At 72.5% G+C, this 15,591-nt stretch carries 15 protein-coding genes; 6 read left to right on the top strand and 9 right to left on the bottom strand.

Annotated elements, in window-relative coordinates; all coding sequences use genetic code 11:
* Positions 1 to 8 precede the first annotated feature (8 nt).
* Positions 9 to 605, top strand: coding sequence for an NAD(P)H:quinone oxidoreductase (wrbA, locus tag KAG51_RS11665; RefSeq protein ID WP_290583838.1), 597 nt, complete (start codon positions 9 to 11; stop codon positions 603 to 605).
* A gap of 36 nt (positions 606 to 641) precedes the next feature.
* Here the strand turns inward: wrbA and KAG51_RS11670 are convergent, their stop codons facing one another.
* Positions 642 to 962 carry an SMR family transporter gene (locus KAG51_RS11670; RefSeq protein ID WP_290583839.1) on the bottom strand — a complete coding sequence of 107 codons (321 nt, stop codon included), beginning with the start codon at positions 960 to 962 and terminating at the stop codon, positions 642 to 644.
* Positions 962 to 1,306 (bottom strand): SMR family transporter, encoded by a 345-nt coding sequence (locus tag KAG51_RS11675; protein ID WP_290583841.1) that lies wholly within the window; start codon positions 1,304 to 1,306, stop codon positions 962 to 964. Before KAG51_RS11675 ends, KAG51_RS11670 begins: the two co-directional genes overlap by 1 nt.
* 105 nt (positions 1,307 to 1,411) lie before the next feature.
* Between KAG51_RS11675 and KAG51_RS11680 the strand changes: the two genes are divergently transcribed.
* Complete coding sequence (locus KAG51_RS11680; protein WP_290583843.1) at positions 1,412 to 2,212, top strand: alpha/beta hydrolase; 801 nt, start codon at positions 1,412 to 1,414, stop codon at positions 2,210 to 2,212.
* A gap of 150 nt (positions 2,213 to 2,362) precedes the next feature.
* Here the strand turns inward: KAG51_RS11680 and KAG51_RS11685 are convergent, their stop codons facing one another.
* Positions 2,363 to 2,929, bottom strand: coding sequence for a TetR/AcrR family transcriptional regulator (locus tag KAG51_RS11685; protein ID WP_290583845.1), 567 nt, complete (start codon positions 2,927 to 2,929; stop codon positions 2,363 to 2,365).
* A gap of 76 nt (positions 2,930 to 3,005) precedes the next feature.
* Here KAG51_RS11685 and KAG51_RS11690 point away from each other — a divergent pair, with 76 nt between their 5' ends.
* The gene (locus KAG51_RS11690; protein ID WP_290583847.1) at positions 3,006 to 4,148 is read left to right on the top strand and encodes an acyl-CoA dehydrogenase family protein; all 1,143 of its coding nucleotides are present in this window, start codon (positions 3,006 to 3,008) and stop codon (positions 4,146 to 4,148) included.
* Between the two features lie 27 nt (positions 4,149 to 4,175).
* Here KAG51_RS11690 and KAG51_RS11695 read toward each other — a convergent pair whose 3' ends face one another.
* From KAG51_RS11695 to KAG51_RS11710, 4 genes are all read right to left on the bottom strand, one after another.
* Entirely contained in the window at positions 4,176 to 5,291 is a 1,116-nt protein-coding gene (locus KAG51_RS11695; protein ID WP_290583849.1) for a PQQ-dependent sugar dehydrogenase, read from the bottom strand.
* Between the two features lie 142 nt (positions 5,292 to 5,433).
* The gene (locus KAG51_RS11700) at positions 5,434 to 7,056 is read right to left on the bottom strand and encodes a long-chain-fatty-acid--CoA ligase (protein ID WP_290583851.1); all 1,623 of its coding nucleotides are present in this window, start codon (positions 7,054 to 7,056) and stop codon (positions 5,434 to 5,436) included.
* Between the two features lie 31 nt (positions 7,057 to 7,087).
* Positions 7,088 to 8,725 (bottom strand): long-chain-fatty-acid--CoA ligase, encoded by a 1,638-nt coding sequence (locus tag KAG51_RS11705; RefSeq protein WP_290583853.1) that lies wholly within the window; start codon positions 8,723 to 8,725, stop codon positions 7,088 to 7,090.
* Positions 8,722 to 9,468 (bottom strand): SDR family oxidoreductase, encoded by a 747-nt coding sequence (locus KAG51_RS11710; protein ID WP_290583855.1) that lies wholly within the window; start codon positions 9,466 to 9,468, stop codon positions 8,722 to 8,724. The genes KAG51_RS11705 and KAG51_RS11710 overlap by 4 nt, the downstream gene beginning before the upstream one ends.
* Before the next feature lie 144 nt (positions 9,469 to 9,612).
* Here KAG51_RS11710 and KAG51_RS11715 point away from each other — a divergent pair, with 144 nt between their 5' ends.
* From KAG51_RS11715 to KAG51_RS11725, 3 genes are read left to right on the top strand one after another with little or no spacing between them, the layout of a single operon-like run.
* Positions 9,613 to 11,328 carry a class I adenylate-forming enzyme family protein gene (locus KAG51_RS11715; protein WP_290583857.1) on the top strand — a complete coding sequence of 572 codons (1,716 nt, stop codon included), beginning with the start codon at positions 9,613 to 9,615 and terminating at the stop codon, positions 11,326 to 11,328.
* A gap of 2 nt (positions 11,329 to 11,330) precedes the next feature.
* On the top strand, positions 11,331 to 12,893 hold the full coding sequence (locus KAG51_RS11720) for an AMP-binding protein (protein ID WP_290583859.1): 1,563 nt from the start codon (positions 11,331 to 11,333) through the stop codon (positions 12,891 to 12,893).
* Complete coding sequence (locus tag KAG51_RS11725) at positions 12,890 to 13,828, top strand: nitronate monooxygenase (RefSeq protein ID WP_290583861.1); 939 nt, start codon at positions 12,890 to 12,892, stop codon at positions 13,826 to 13,828. The genes KAG51_RS11720 and KAG51_RS11725 overlap by 4 nt, the downstream gene beginning before the upstream one ends.
* 42 nt (positions 13,829 to 13,870) lie before the next feature.
* On the opposite strand, the gene KAG51_RS11730 is transcribed toward KAG51_RS11725, so the two are convergent.
* A complete protein-coding gene (locus tag KAG51_RS11730) occupies positions 13,871 to 14,755 on the bottom strand; it encodes an acyl-CoA thioesterase domain-containing protein (protein WP_290583863.1) in 885 nt (294 codons plus the stop codon).
* Positions 14,752 to 15,588 (bottom strand): DUF1295 domain-containing protein, encoded by an 837-nt coding sequence (locus KAG51_RS11735; protein WP_290583865.1) that lies wholly within the window; start codon positions 15,586 to 15,588, stop codon positions 14,752 to 14,754. The genes KAG51_RS11730 and KAG51_RS11735 overlap by 4 nt, the downstream gene beginning before the upstream one ends.
* Positions 15,589 to 15,591 lie beyond the last annotated feature (3 nt).

A 15,591-nucleotide genomic window follows, 5' to 3' on the forward strand; every position in this document is an offset into this window, starting at 1 on the left:
GAACCGGCATGGCCGTCAAGGTCGCGATCATCTACTACTCCTCCTACGGCGCCACGCACGCGATGGCCGAGCGCCTGGCCGAGACCGCCGAGAAGCAGGGCGCCGAGGTCCGCCTCCGCCACGTCCGCGAGACCGCGCCGGCGGAGGCCTACGAGTCGCAGGATGCCTGGAAGGCCCACCTCGACGAGATCGCCGACCGTGCAGTCGCCGAGCCTGAGGACATCGAGTGGGCCGACGTCGTGGTCATGGGGTCGCCCACACGGTACGGACACGTGACGAGCCAGCTGCAGGGCTACCTCGACACGCTCGGCCCGCTGTGGTCGGAGGGCAAGCTCGCCGACAAGGTCTACACGGCCTTCACCTCGACGCAGACCAAGCGTGGAGGGCAGGAGACGACGCTCCTCGCGCTCCACACAACCTTCATGCACCTCGGCGGCATCATCGTCGCGCCGGGCTACACCGACCCGTCGAAGTTCGTCGACGGCAACCCCTACGGCGCGAGCAAGGTCACGGGCGAGTCCTCCGAGCTGGACGGCACCGACACCGACGCCCTCGACCACCTCGTGACCCGGGCGATCGGCGTCGCGCAGAAGCTGACCGCCTGACGGCGTGATGGCGTGACTGCGTGATCGGGCTCGGGGCTAGTGCGACGACCCGAGCTCGATCAGCAGGACGCCGCCGATGATCAGGGCGATCCCGGCTCCCATGAGCCGCGTGAGCGGGTCGCGGAAGATCAGCCGCGACAGGATCGCCGTGGCGGCGACACCGGCGGCCGCCCAGATGCCGTACGCGACGTTGAGCGCCAGGCCCTCGCGCAGGCCGAGCGAGAGCATCGCGAACGCCGTGACGTAGCCGATCAGCACTCCGGCGGCCCAGCGACGGCGACCCTCGGCCACGACCTTGAGCGACATCGTGGCCGTGACCTCGGCGGTGATCGCGAGCGCGAGGTAGACCCACGCCATCAGCCCGCCCCCGTCGGTCGGGAGGCGCGTTGCGAGCCGATCTCGACCAGCAGCACGCCCGCCATGACGAGCACCATCCCCGCGATCATGAGCCGGGTCAGCGGTTCGTCGAACAACGCCGACGACAGCACCGCCGTGCCGGCGACGCCGAGTGCGCCCCAGATGCCGTAGGCCACGCCGAGGGGCATGCCGGCCCGCAGCACGAGGGCGAGCAGGAGGAACGAGGCGAGGTACCCCGCGACGACGACGGTGTAGAGCCACGGTCGCTCCAGGGCGCCCTTGAGCGAGAGCGAGGCCGTGACCTCGACGCTGATCGCCCCGAGCAGCAGGGCCCACGTCCTCACGGGACGACTGTGCCACGGCCCCGGCGGACCGGTGCTGCCGGGACGCCGGCCGCGGCGTGCGCGAGACTGGGCCGCGTCGCGTCAGTCGAGAGCCCGGGAGGCGCCATGCAGGAGATCGTCGAGATCGGGACGGGCACGAGCCTGGCCGTGGAGACCGCCGGCGCGGGCGAGACCCTGCTGCTGATCCAGGGCATGTCGGGGCACGGCGGCATGTGGGGCCCGGCCCTGGTCGACGAGCTGGCTCGGGACTTCGAGGTCGTGACGTACGACCACCGCGGCATCGGAGAGAGCGCCCGAGCCGACGACCCGTTCTCGATCGCCGGCCTCGCGGCCGACGCCGACGGTCTGCTGGCCGCGCTCGGGCGGGAGACGGCCCACGTCATGGGCATCTCGATGGGCGGCATGGTCGCGCAGGAGCTGGTCCTGCGCTGTCCTGAGCGCATCCGCACCGTGACCTTCGGCTGCACGAGCCCGGGCGGCCCCGGGGCGTTCGACGCTCCCGGGCCCGGCCGCGTGGTCGAGGCGATCAGCACCCGCGACCCCGAGCTCGCGACGCGGGTCGGGTTCGAGGTCAACGTGTCGGCCGAGTTCGCCGCCCGCCCGGGCGAGCTCGATCGGTTCCGCGCGACCTCGCTCGCGCGGCGCGTGCCGTTCCCCGTCGTGCGGCAGCAGTCGATCGCGTGCCTCGAGCACGACGCGACGGACCGGCTGGGCGACCTGCGCGTGCCGGTCGCCGTCGTGCACGGCGAGGAGGACCAGATGATCCTGGCCACCGAGGGCGAGCGGCTCGCCGCGCTGGTGCCGGGCGCCGAGCTGCACCTCTGGCCCGGCGTCGGCCACCTGTTCTGGTGGGAGCGTCCGACCGAGACGGCTGCGGTCGTCCGCGAGCTGGCCGCCCGGGCCTGAGCCGGGCCGGCCGCCGGCTCTCGCGAGTCGAGTGCCCGGCGGGCGGTCGAGTGCTCGGCGAGCCCTGGCGAGCCGGCGTATCGAGACCCCGCGGGTCGACCCGGGCCTCGGCCGCGGGCTGGTCCCACGCCGTGCCGTCACCGGGCCCGGTCAGCTCCGCGCGACCGAGGCGTCGATCAGGTCGGCGAGCAGACGGTACGCCGTGGCGTCGTTCAGGGAGGTCGAGGCCTCCATCTCGCCGGCCTGGATGCTGGCCATCACGGCGGCCGCGACGGCCCCGACGAAGGTGGCGTCGACGGCGCGATCAGGTCCCGTCGCCTGCGACACGAGCTCCTGCACCCGCCGCGCGGCGATCGCGGTGTTGCGACGGTAGACCTCCCGTGCCGGGGCGAAGTCGTTGACGTCGGCGTAGAAGGTCGCCGAGGCCGGGGCGAGCGCCTCGGCGATCGCGTCGAGGTACGTGCGGATCCGCCGGCGCGGGTCCGGCTCGGCGGCGAGGCGCTGCTCGACCTGCTCGGTCGAGCGCCGGAAGAACTCCCGCGTCACGGTCGTGATGAGCTGCTCCTTGCTCGGTGCCACGACGTAGAGCGTCGACTTCGAGCACCGCAGGCGCGCCGCGATCTCGTCCAGGCCCAGGTCCAGGAAGCCGTCGGCGAGGAACATCGCCACGAGACCGTCGAGCACCTCGGCACGGCGGGTGCGGGCAGGAGTCACCATGAGGCAACTGTACTCAGTGGTGGCCTGCAGTACAGTTGTTGGTACACGACCGCCGTGCCGGAGAGGAACGTCCGCGATGCCCGCTGAGCGCCTGATGCCCACCGAGGAGTCCACCGAGCTGATCGACCTGACCCGGTCGATCGTCGACAAGGAGCTGCGGCCGATCGTCGACGAGCACGACCGCGAGGCGCGGTTTCCTCGCGAGGTGTTCCGCACGCTCGGGCGCGCGGGTCTGCTGGGCCTGCCGTACCCCGAGGAGGTCGGCGGTGGCGGCCAACCGTACGAGGTCTACCTGCAGGTCGTCGAGGAGATCGCCTCGGCCTGGGCGGCCGTGGGGGTCGGGGTGAGCGTGCACGCGCTGAGCTGCTTCGGCCTGTTCGAGCAGGGCACGACCGAGCAGCAGCAGGCGTGGCTGCCGGAGATGCTCGCCGGTGACCAGCTCGGCGCGTACTGCCTGTCGGAGGCGCACGCGGGATCCGATCCCGCGGCGATGCGCACCAGGGCGGTGCGCGACGGCGACGACTACGTCCTCACCGGCGCCAAGGCCTGGACGACCCACGGCGGACAGGCCGACTTCTACAAGGTCATGGCCCGCACGTCCGACGACGGTGGGAAGGGCATCAGCTGCTTCCTCGTGCCGGCGGACTCCGCGGGGCTCACGGCCGACGTGCCCGAGCAGAAGATGGGGCTGATGAGCTCCACGACCGCGACGATGCTGTTCGACGGCGTGCGCGTCCCCGCCGAGCGTCGCCTCGGGCAGGAGGGGCAGGGCCTGCCGATCGCCCTGGCGGGGCTCGACGCCGGCCGGCTCGGCATCGCCGCCGTCGCCACGGGGGTCGCGCAGGGCGCGCTCGACGCCGCGATCGCCTACGCCCAGGAGCGCGAGGCGTTCGGCAAGGCGATCATCGACCACCAGGGCCTGGGGTTCCTGCTCGCCGACATGGCCGCTGCGGTCGAGTCGGCCCGCGCCACCTACCTGCACGCCGCGCGGCTGAAGGACGCCGGGCGCCCCTACGGGCGCCAGGCGTCGGTGGCCAAGCTCGTCGCGACCGACAACGCCATGAAGGTCACGACCGACGCGGTCCAGGTGCTCGGCGGCGCGGGCTACACCAAGGACTTCCCCGTGGAGCGGTACATGCGCGAGACCAAGGTCATGCAGATCTTCGAGGGCACCAACCAGATCCAGCGCATGGTCATCGCCCGCCACCTGGCTCGCTGATCGGGGCCCGTTGACCTGGCCCGCGGGTCAGGCGGGCTCGAGGCCGACGCGCAGGATCCGGTCGTCGCCACCGGCCGGGTCCCCGCGTCCGTCGGTGTTGTTGGTGAGGAACCACAGATCGCCGTCGGGTGCCACCACGACGTCACGCAGCCGGCCGTACTGGTCGGCGAAGTGCTCGATCGAGGTAGTGGGGTCGGCCACGGGCACCGAGCGCAGCACGGCTCCCCGGAGGTTGGCGATGAATACGGTGCCGTCGGCCACCGCGATCCCGCTGGGGCTCGCGGTGCTGGGCTCCCACTGCTGCACCGGGTCGACGAAACGGTCGTCGCCGCCGATGCCCTCGACCTCGGGCCAGCCGTAGTTGGCGCCCGGGGTGATGATGTTGAGCTCGTCCCACGTGTCCTGGCCGAACTCCGCGGCGAACATCGTGCCGTCGTCGGCCCAGGCGATCCCCTGGGGATTGCGGTGGCCCAGGGTGTAGACGATCGATCCGGCGACGGGGTTGTCGTCCGGGGCGGCGCCGTCGGGCGTCAGGCGCAGGATCTTGCCCGCGAGGCTGTCGGGGTCCTGGGCGGCGGGGCGGTCGTTGGCGTCGCCGGTCGCGACGTAGAGCATCTGGTCAGGACCGAAGGCGATGCGTCCGCCGTCGTGGTTGCGGGCCGCGGGGATGCCGTCGAGGATCGTCTCGACCGCGCCCAGCTCGTACGACCCGGGTGCGCCGTCCAGCGCGAAGCGCTGCACCCGGTTGCCGCCGGCGGCCGTCGAGTACGCGTAGAGCCGGTCCTGCTCGTCGACCGCGAGGCCCAGGAGCCCGGACTCGCCCTCGTGCACGACCCCGTCGACCGTGCCGACGAGGCGGGTCGAGCCGTCGGCGGTCAGCTCCCAGATGTCGCCGTCGTCGCGCGAGCTGATCAGGGCGGTGTCACCGACGAAGGCGATCGACCACGGCGCGGTCAGGTCGGTGGTGACGTCCTGCGGCGAGCCGGCCGGCAGGACGGCTGTGCCGCCGTCGGCCGGTTCTGCCGGAGCGCTCGAGGTGGGCCCGGGGTCGCCGTCACCGCCGCCGCAACCGGCGACCACGAGCGCGAGCGCGGGCAGCAGCGTGAGGATCCGGGACCGGCGGGCGAGCAACCTGGGGGTCATGCCCTGACGCTACGTGCCCCACGGTCGTCCCGCTGGCCAGCTGCCGCGTGCCGCTCGCGAGAGAGTTTGTGTGTGCACAGGAGAGACTTCGTGCGCACGAACTCTCTCGTGACCACCAACAAACTCTCTCGCGAGCGGAACTTCAGGAGGTGGCGCGGTCGTGGCCCTCCCAGTGGGGGCGACGCAGCTCGCGCTTGAGGATCTTGCCGGAGGGGTTGCGCGGCAGGATCTCGACGACCTCGACCGACGTCGGGCACTTGTAGCGGGCGATGCGCTCGCGCGTGTGCTCGATGATCTCGGCCTCCGTCACGGTGTGGCCGGGGCGCGGCACCACGACCGCGTGCGGCGTCTCGCCCCACTTCGGCGACGGGATGCCGATGACCGCGACCTCCAGGACGCCGGGGTGCGACATGATCGCGTTCTCGACCTCGGCCGGGTAGACGTTCTCACCGCCCGACGTCAGCAGGTCCTTGATCCGGTCACGCAGGTAGACGAAGCCCTCGGCATCGACGTACGCCGCGTCGCCGGTGCGGAACCAGCCGTCGGCGTCGAGCGACTCGGCGGTGGCCTCCTCGTTGCGCCAGTAGCCCGGCGTGACGCACCCGGCGCGGACGACGACCTCGCCGGTCTCTCCCGGCGCGCACCGGGCGCCGGTCTCGGTGTCGCGGATCTCGAGCTCGACGCCGTCGACCGGCCGGCCGGCCGACCGCAGGAGCCCGCTCGTGGCCGAGGTGTGGCACTCGGGCCCGAGGATCGTGGCCACCCCGATCGTCTCGGTCAGGCCGTAGGTCTGGGCGAGCCTGGCCCCGAAGACCTCCTGGGCGCGGACCATGACCGACTCCGAGATGGGGGAGCCGCCGTACACGAGCCACTCGACGCAGGAGAAGTCGACGGCGGAGACCTCGGGGCTCGAGACGAACGCCTGGATCACGGTCGGGACCATGACGACGTGGGTCGTCTGGTGCTCGACCATGTGGGAGACCATCTTCTGCGGCGCGACCTCCGTGAACTGCACGATCCGGCCTCCGGCGGCGATCGCGATGAGCGACCACCCTCCGGCGGCGATGTGGTAGTACGGCGTCGGCACGAGGCTGACGGAGGCGGGCGACACGTCGAAGTTGGCGCCGAAGCGCTCGACGGCCCAGAGGAATCCGGCCACGGTCGTCATGACGCCCTTGGGCCGTCCGGTCGTGCCCGAGGAGTACATGATGAACGCGAGGTCGTCGCCCGTCGCGTCGCGGCGGGGGTCCTCCTCCGCCGCGGCGCCGGCGACGAAGTCCTCGAACGCGGCCCACGCGGCCGGGACCTCGAGCGGCTCGGAGCCCTGGGTGAAGGCCAGCAGCGGTCCGTCGACCACGGCCGTGGCCGCCTCCGTGACGTTCTCGAGCAGCACGTCCTCGACCAGGAGCGCGCGCGGGGCGACGTCGGAGACGATGAACTCGACCTCGGCCGGCGCGAGCCGGAAGTTGATCGGCACGATCACGAGCCCGGCGCGCGAGGCCGCGAAGAACAGCTCCCAGTACTCCGAGGCGTTGCGGGCCAGCATCGCGACGCGGTCGCCCGGCTCGAGCCCGGCCGCCACGAGCCCTGCGGCGATCCGGCTCGACCGCGCGTCGAGCTCGCCGTGGGTCAGGCTGCGGCCGTCGCCGACCACCACGGGGGCGTCAGGACGGTGCGCCGCCGTCGTGCGCAGCAGGTCGGCCACGCTCGCGGCGCCGCGGACGGTGGCGAGGAAGTCCAGGTCGAGGCCCTCGGTGGTGCCCATGGTCGTGTCCGTTCGATCGGGAGCAGTCGGCTCAGGCGTAGGTCGACCGCAGGGCGGTCTTGAGGAGCTTGCCGCTCGCGTTGAGCGGCAGGGCGTCGACGAAGGCGACGTCGACGGGGCACTTGAAGCCGGCGAGCCGCTCGCGCGACCAGCCGATGAGTCCGGCGGACGTCAGCTCGGCGCCCTCGGGCGTCGCGGCGCGCACGACGACCGCCATGGGGGACTCGCCCCAGCGCTCGGACGGGACCCCGATGACGGCGACCTGGGCCACGCCCGGGTGTGCCGTGAGCACGCTCTCGATCTCGGCCGGGTACACGTTCTCGCCGCCGGACACGATCATGTCCTTGAGCCGGTCGTGCAGGTACAGGTACCCGTCGGCGTCCATCGAGCCGCCGTCGCCGGTGCGCAACCAGCCGTCGGGGGTGATCGCGCCGGCCGTGGCGTCGGGATTGCCCCAGTAGCCCTTCATGACGTGGCCACCGCCGATCAGCACCTCGCCGCGCTCGCCGAAGGGGAGGTCCTCCAGCGTCACCGGGTCCACGATCCGCACGGGCACGTTCGGCATGGGGCGACCGACCGAGCGCAGGCGGTGGGCGGTCTCGGGGGTGGGCAGGTGGTCCTCCGGCGACAGCATCGTGACGCCGCCGGTCGACTCGGTCAGGCCGTAGCTCTGCAGGAACTTGCAGCCGAGCACCTCGGTGGCCTCGCGGAGCACCGGCTCGGGCATGGGCGAGGCGCCGTAGATCAGGAAGCGCAGGGCCGACCAGTCCGCCTGGCGCGCCTCGGGCAGGTTCAGGATGAACTGGATCACCGTGGGGACCGCGACGGCGTGCGTCACGCGGTCCTCCTGCAGGATCTGGATCAGCTGCTGCGGCGACTCGGGGTTGCGCAGCAGCAGGGCCGCGCCGTTGACCGTGGCGATGATCGCCAGGCCGAAGCCGCTGACGTGGAAGAACGGGACCGGTGCCATCGCGACGGCGGTGGTGTCCAGGTCCAGCAGGTAGTGCATCGCGGCGATGGCCTGGCCCAGGTTGTCGCCCGTCAGCTCGATGCCCTTGGGGAAGCCCGTGGTGCCGGAGGAGTAGAACATCAGGGCCGTCTCGTGCGGGTCGCGCGCGAAGCCGGGGTCGACGGGCGAGGCCGCGCCGAGCCAGGCGTCGTACCCGGTCGAGTGTTCGCTCGCGTCGACCGTGACGACGCGGCGCACCGAGGCCTGCGCGGCGGCCATCTCGGCCAGACGCTCCTGGCCCCGGCCGAGCACCACGACGGTGGGGCTGCTGTGGCCCAGGATGTACTCGACCTCGGGGCCGGTCAGGCGGAAGTTGACCGCCGTGGGGATCGCGCCGGCCTTCGAGGCGCCGTACAGCACCGCCAGGAACGAGGGCGCGTTCTCGCCGATGTAGGAGACCCGGTCGCCCGGCTGCAGGCCGTCGGCGAGCAGTGCCTGGGCGACCCGGTTGGCCATCTGGTCGAGCTCGGCGAACGTCGTGGTGCGTCCCGGCTCGATCACGGCGGGCAGGTCCGGCGTCGCCGCCGCGCGCTGGCGCAGGATGTCCTCCACGCGCTCGACGCGCGACCCGTCGGGATGCAGGGCGTAGTGCGGGTCGGTGTACTCCGGTGGGGTCGGCGTCATGTACGGCGCGACCTGGGGGCGCGTGTCCATGGTCATGCCTTCGTGCTCAGGGCGTCGGCGAACAGGAGCTTGCCGAGGCCTCGCTCGTAGCGGACCGGGTCGAGGGCCATCCGTGCCCGCGACTGGAAGGCCATCGTGTCGGTGTCGGCGGTCCAGTCGCCGCGCTGCATCGCCTTGAGGCCGGCGACCGCGATGTCGCGCGGGTCCTCCTTGTGGCCGTCGACGTGCGCCGCCATCTGGGTGTCGACCGAGCCGACGATGAGCGAGGTCACGGTGATGCCGTCGGGCTCGAGCTCGGCGCGGGCGATGCCGCCGAGGTAGAGCGCCGCCGCCTTGGCCGGGGAGTACCCGCCCATGAAGGCGGTCGGGGCGATCGCCGCCACGGAGAGCACGTTGACGATCGAGCCACCGCCGTTGGCGGCGATGACCGGCGCGAAGGCGCGCGTCGTGGCGAGCGGGGCGAAGTAGTTGACCTCCATCTCGCGCCGGGCGGCCTCGTCGTCGCTGCACTTCACGAGCCGGTCCTGGGCGTGCAGGCCGGCGTTGTTGATCAGCACGGTGGCGTCGGAGCAGGTGTGGGCCGCCGCGGCGACGTCGGCGGCGTCGGTGACCTCGAGCTGCACGATCTCGGCGCCGGTGGCCCGGAGCTCGTCCGTCACGGTCGTGGTGTCGCGGACGCCGGCGTAGACCTTCGCGGCCCCGCGGGCCAACGCCTCGGTGACGAAGGCCAGTCCGATGCCGCGGTTCGCCCCGGTCACGACGATGGTGGCTCCCGCCACGCTCGCTCCTCGCACGCTGATCACCGGCACCTTTCGCTCGACGGCGCAGAGTGCTTGGCTTATCACTCTGCTTGATGTAGTAATCTCTATCACACTGCTTGCTGAAGTGTCACGAGCTGATCACGACGGAAGGACGAGCGAACGATGGCGATCTCCCGAGGACTGCACGCGCCCGACAAGGTGGCGGACTACCAGGCGCGGGGCTGGTGGTCCGACGAGACCGTCGACCAGCTCCTCGACCGTCAGGTCGCCGACCGACCCGACGAGCTCGCGGTCGTCGATCCGGCCAACCGGGCCGACCTGATGGGATCGGCGCCGCGCCGCCTCACCTGGCGAGAGCTCGACGCCGAGGTCGTGGCGCTGGCCGCCCGCCTCGACGACCTCGGCCTGCAGCGCGGTCACGTGCTCGGGGTCCAGCTCCCCAACGCGATCGAGCTCGTCGAGGTGTACCTCGCGGCCTGGTCGCTCGGCATCGTCGTCTCGCCGCTGCCGATGCAGTACCGCCAGCGCGAGATCCTCGGCATGGCGAACCAGGCCGAGTTCGCCGCCTTCGTCACGAGCGCGACGTTCGGCGGGCGCAGCCCCGTGCTGGACGTGCTCGACGTCCGCGAGCAGATCCCGAGCCTGCGCACCGTCGCGGTGTTCGGCGACCCGGCCGAGCTCGAGGACGTCCCGGGCACCGTCGTGGCCTGGGCCCCGGCGGTGGCCACGGACGCCGAGCGCGCGCAGGTGGCGAGCCGTCGCGCAGACGACCCCAACGACGCCAACGACTGCCTGACGATCTGCTGGACCTCGGGCACCGAGAGCGAGCCGAAGGGCGTGCCGCGCGCCCACCTGGAGTGGCTCGCGATCTGCCGCGCCACGGTCGAGGCTCCGCGGGTCGTGGCCGAGGACGTGCTGCTCAACCCCTTCCCGATGGTCAACATGGCCGGCATCAACGGCATGTTCCTGCCGTGGCTGCGGACCGGCTGCGTGCTCGTGCAGCACCACCCGTTCGACCTGCCGACGTTCCTGCAGCAGATCGCGGTCGAGCGCGTGACCTACACCGTCGCCCCGCCGGCGCTGCTGTGGATGCTGCTGCACAACGAGGAATTGCTGGCTCGAGCCGACCTCTCGAGCCTGACGCGGCTCGGGTCCGGCTCGGTGCCGCTCCAGCCGGCGATGGTCCGGGGCTGGCAGGAGAAGTTCGGGATCGGCGTCATCAACTTCTTCGGGTCCAACGAGGGCATCGGCCTGCTGTCGAGCGTGGAGGACTTCCCCGACCCGGACGACCGCGCCCAGTACTTCCCCCGGTACGGGGCCCCCGGCATCACGTGGTCGTCGAGCCTGTCCGATCAGGTCGGGGTGACTCTGGTCGACCCGGCCACCGACGAGGAGATCACCGAACCCGGCGTGCCGGGCGAGCTGCGCCTGAGCGGTCCGACGGTGTTCGCGGGATACCTCAACCCCGAGGGTCGGGCGAATCCGTTCGACGAGCAGGGTCGGCTGCGCACGGGCGACATCTTCGAGATCGCGGGTGACCGGGACCAGTTCCTGCACTACCTCGACCGGGCCAAGGACCTCGTGATCCGGGGCGGTATGAACATCGCGCCCGCCGAGCTCGAGGGCCTGATCGGCGACCACCCGGACGTCGTCGACGTCGCCGTGATCGGCGATCCGGACGACGTGCTCGGCGAGCGCGTCGCCGCGGTCGTGACCTTGCGCCCCGGCGCCACGATGACCCTGGAGGAGCTCGTCGCCTTCCTGCGCGGGAAGCAGATCGCCTCCTACAAGCTGCCCGAGCGGCTCGCGGTGATGGGCGAGCTGCCGCGCAACCCGGTGGGCAAGATCCTCAAGCGCGAGCTGCGGCAGGGAGCGTGACCGTGACGGCCGAGCCGACCTGGGCCACCCCGGTCGCGGACGCGATGGCCCGAGCGGGGCATCGCGTGGCCTTCCGGACGCCGGACGCCACCCGGACGCACGCCGAGTCGCTCGCCCGGGCCTCCCGACTCGCGCACGCGCTCGCTGGCCAGGGCATCGGTCCGGGCGACCGGGTCGCCCTCGTGGTCGACGCGGAGGCCGACGCCGTCGAGTCCTATCTCGCGGTCGGCCTGACGGGGGCCACCGCGGTGCAGGTCAACGACCGGCTGCAGGGCCCGGAGATCGCCGAGGTGCTCGACCTTGCTGCGCCACGCGCCGTGATCCACACCGCCGCGCACGCCGAGCGCCTCGCGCCGCTGCTGGCCGGCAGTGGCGTGCTCGTCGTGGGGCACGGCGCCGCGGGCCGGCTCGACCTCGACGCCTCCGCCGCGATGGCCTCCTCCGGCACCGCCAGGCCTCCGCGGGTCCTCGTGCCGGCGGGCACTCCGGGGATCGTGGGCTTCACGAGCGGCACGACCGGACGTCCGAAGGGGGTCGTGCACACCCACGCGAACCTGGCCCGGATCGTGCGGCACATGCCGGCCCACGACGGCCTGCGCTGGGGCAGTCGCTGCGGCTTCACCGGCACCCTGGCGTTCGCGGCCGGCATCTGGGGCGTCGTGCTGCCGCACCTCTACGTGGGCGGCGAGATCTCCTGGATGGCCGGGCTCGCGCCCGATGCCTGGGTCGACCGCATGATCGCCGAGCGCACGACCTTCACCTATGCGCCGACCCCGCTGATGGGCGCGTTCGCCGATGCCGTGCGGCGTCGACCCGAGGTGCTCGACCACCTCGACGGGGTGCTGCACTCCGGCTCGCTCGCGCCGCGGGAGGCCACGGTCGACCTCGTCGACGCGATCGGCCACCGCTACGTCGAGACGTACGGCATGACCGAGACGGGAGCGCCGGTCACGGCCACCGTGCCGGCCGACTGGCGACCGGGCGCCGAGGCCGACGATCCGTTCTCCTCCGCGGGACGGGCCACCTCGATCGCGCGGGTGCTGGTGCTGGACGAGCACGGGGCCGAGCTCCCCGCCGGTGAGGTCGGTGAGGTGGTCGTGGAGAGCGAGACGCTGTTCGCCGGCTACCTCGACGACCCGGTCCAGACGGCCGAGGCGCTGCGCGACGCGGGCTCGGGCAGGCCGCGTCTGCACACCGGCGACCTCGGGAGCCTCGACGCGGCCGGTCACCTGTACGTCAGGGGGCGGGCCAAGGACATGATCGTGACGGGTGGCATGAACGTGTACCCCGCGGAGGTCGAGCGGGTCATCGCCCGGGCCGAGGGCGTCGCCGACGTCGCGGTGCTGGGCGTGCCCGACGAGCGCTGGGGCGAGACCGTCGTGGCGGCCGTGGTGCCGACCCCGGGCGCGTCGCTCGACCTGACCGCGCTCGAGGCCTTCGTGCGTGGGCAGCTCGCCGGCTACAAGAAGCCCACGCGCGTGCGGGTCGTCGACGAGCTGCCCCGCAACGCGAGCCTGAAGGTGCGCAAGGACGTCCTGCGCCGAGAGTTCGAGGAGACCCCGTGACCCAGACCCTGACGAACCGGCCGGCCTGGATCGACACCCTCACGGTGCCCGTCGTCGCCGCACCCATGTTCCTGGTGTCCGGGCCCGATCTCGTGATCGCCACGAGTCGGGCGGGGGCGGTGGGCACCTTCCCGGCGCCGAACTGCCGCACGCCCGAGGAGCTGGACGCGTGGATGGGCACGATCGGCGACGCACTGGTCGACGAGCCCTGGGCCCTGAATCTCGTGACGCACCGCACCAACGCGCGCCTGGAGGACGACCTGCGCCTCGTGGCCGAGCACCGACCGCCGGTCGTCATCACGGCGCTCGGCTCGCCCCGACCCGTGATCGAGACGGTGCACGCCTATGGCGGCCTGGTGATCGCCGACGTCGTGACGCTGGGGCTGGCGCGCAAGGCCATCGCGGCCGGCGTCGACGGTCTCGCGTGCGTCTCGGCGGGGGCCGGCGGGCACACGGGCTTCCTCTCGCCCTTCGCGTTCGTGTCGGCCGTGCGTCGCGAGTTCGACGGACTCGTGACGATCGGCGGCGGCATCAGCGACGGGTTCGGGGTGGCCGGCGCGATCGCCGCGGGTGCCGACCTGGTGTACATGGGCACGAGCTTCCTCGCGACCCGCGAGAGCATGGCCGTGCCGGAGTACAAGCAGATGGTCGTCGACCACGAGGTCGACGACCTCGTGGTGAGCGACGGCATCACCGGCACCGCGGCGTCGTGGCTGCGTCCGAGCCTGGTGGCGAACGGGCTCGACCCCGACGCGCTGGTCGGGCCGGCCGAGCGCGTCTACGACGCGACGCAGTCGCCCGCGAAGCGGTGGAAGGACGTGTGGGCCGCGGGTCAGGGGATCGGCGCGGTCACGGCGGTCGAGCCCGCTGCGGACGTCGTGGCCCGGCTCGCCGAGGAGTACCGCCAGGCGCTGGAGCGGATGCGCACCCGCTGACCCCGCCGCCCCGCCCACCCGGCGGGGCGGGCGCGCGGTGAGTCAGGTCAAGGGGCGGATGAGGGCCTCCTGGGTGATGCGGCACGCCTGGGCGCCGTCCGCGCCGAACACCGCGGCGTCGATCAGCGCGCGCGAGTCGTGCGCCGCCGACGTGGCGTGCTCGAAGAGCAGCCACTCATCGGCGCGGACGTCACGGTGGAACCACATGGTGTGGTCGAGCGAGACGGCCCACCAGGTGCGCCCGAGCGTCGTCTCCGCGCCGGTCGTGTGACCGTGCGGGGTCACGGCGGTCGACATCAGCATGAGGTCGCTCGCGTAGGCCACCGCCGCGCGGTGCAGGAGCGGGTCGTCGCCGAGCGGATCGACGGCCCGCATCCAGATGTTCTGCGGTGGCGCCGCGCCTGGCGCGACGGCGTCACGGTCTGCGCCGGGCGCCGGCTCGGGCTCGACCCGGATCTCGATCGCGCGGAAGTCGTCCCAGAACCGGCCCAGGCCGCCGTCGGGCTCGGCCAGGACCCGCAGGTCGACCGCGGCCTCGGGACCGAGGGCGCGCGGCGTCGGGCGGGAGTGGCTCAGCCCGGAGTCGATCCTGGTGCAGGAGACGACCGTGCGGCACAGCAGCCGGTCGTCCTGCCACGCGCTGACCTCGCGGGTCGAGACGCTGCGGCCGTCGCGCAGACGTTCCACGCGGAACGACACCGGCTCCCCCGAGCGCCCGCCCCGCAGGAAGGTCGTGTGCAGCGAGTGCGGCAGGCATCCCTCCGGCACGGACCGACCGGCCGCCATGAGCGACTGGCCCACGAGCTGGCCCCCGAACAGCTGGGGGAGCGCCAGCACGTCGACCGCACCGACCCAGAGGTCGTCGTCTCGCTGCTCGACGTGGAGGACCTGCGACAGGTCGGCCTGCGCCGGGCCTGCGGTCGTCACCGGTCCGAGGTCGCGCGAGGCGTGCGGCGCGGCGGCATCGGGAAGAAGCCGCTCGTCGTGGCGATGTAGTGCTCGTACGCCTCGCCGCGCTTGCGCCGCATGCCCTTCTCGAGCAGCTTCTTGCCGCTGTACGAGACCAGGAGCTTGGTCATGACGATGGGCGCGATGATCGTGACGAGACCACCCCAGTGGCCCAGGGCCAGCAGGAACAGCCCGACCCACACGCACGAGTCGCCGAAGTAGTTGGGGTGACGGGTCCAGGCCCACAGGCCCCGGTCCATGATGCGCCCCTCGTTGGCCGGGTCGGCCTTGAACCGGGCCAGCTGCCAGTCACCGACGGCCTCGAACGTGAAGCCGATGGCCCACACCGCGATGCCGAGCCAGCCCAGCACGCCCAGCGGCGCGTCCTGGTACATCGCGAACTGCACGGGCAGTGAGACGACGACGATCAGGAGTCCCTGCAGGCCGTAGATCTGCTTGACGAGGAACACCACGAGGCTGCCGCCCTGGCGCGACGCGAGCAGGCGGGTGTAGCGCGGGTCCTGGCCGTGGCCGAGATTGCGCCGACCGATGTAGAGCCCGAGGCGCAGGCCCCAGACCGCGGTGAGGGCGAGCACGACGAGACGCCGGGCGTCGTCGCCGTCGGCGCCCATCGACGCGAGGTACGAGACCACGGCGACGACGACGAAGCCCGGTCCCCAGCAGATGTCGATGATGGAGTGGTTCGAGATGGCGGAGGCGATCGCCATGACGACGCCGATGAAGACGACGACGGCGGCGATGCTGATCACCAGGTTGAGGGCGAGGTCGCCCCAGGGGAACGCGGAGTTCATGGA

It is taken from the genome of Aeromicrobium sp. (assembly GCF_023146395.1).
Taxonomy (GTDB): Bacteria; Actinomycetota; Actinomycetes; order Propionibacteriales; family Nocardioidaceae; genus Aeromicrobium.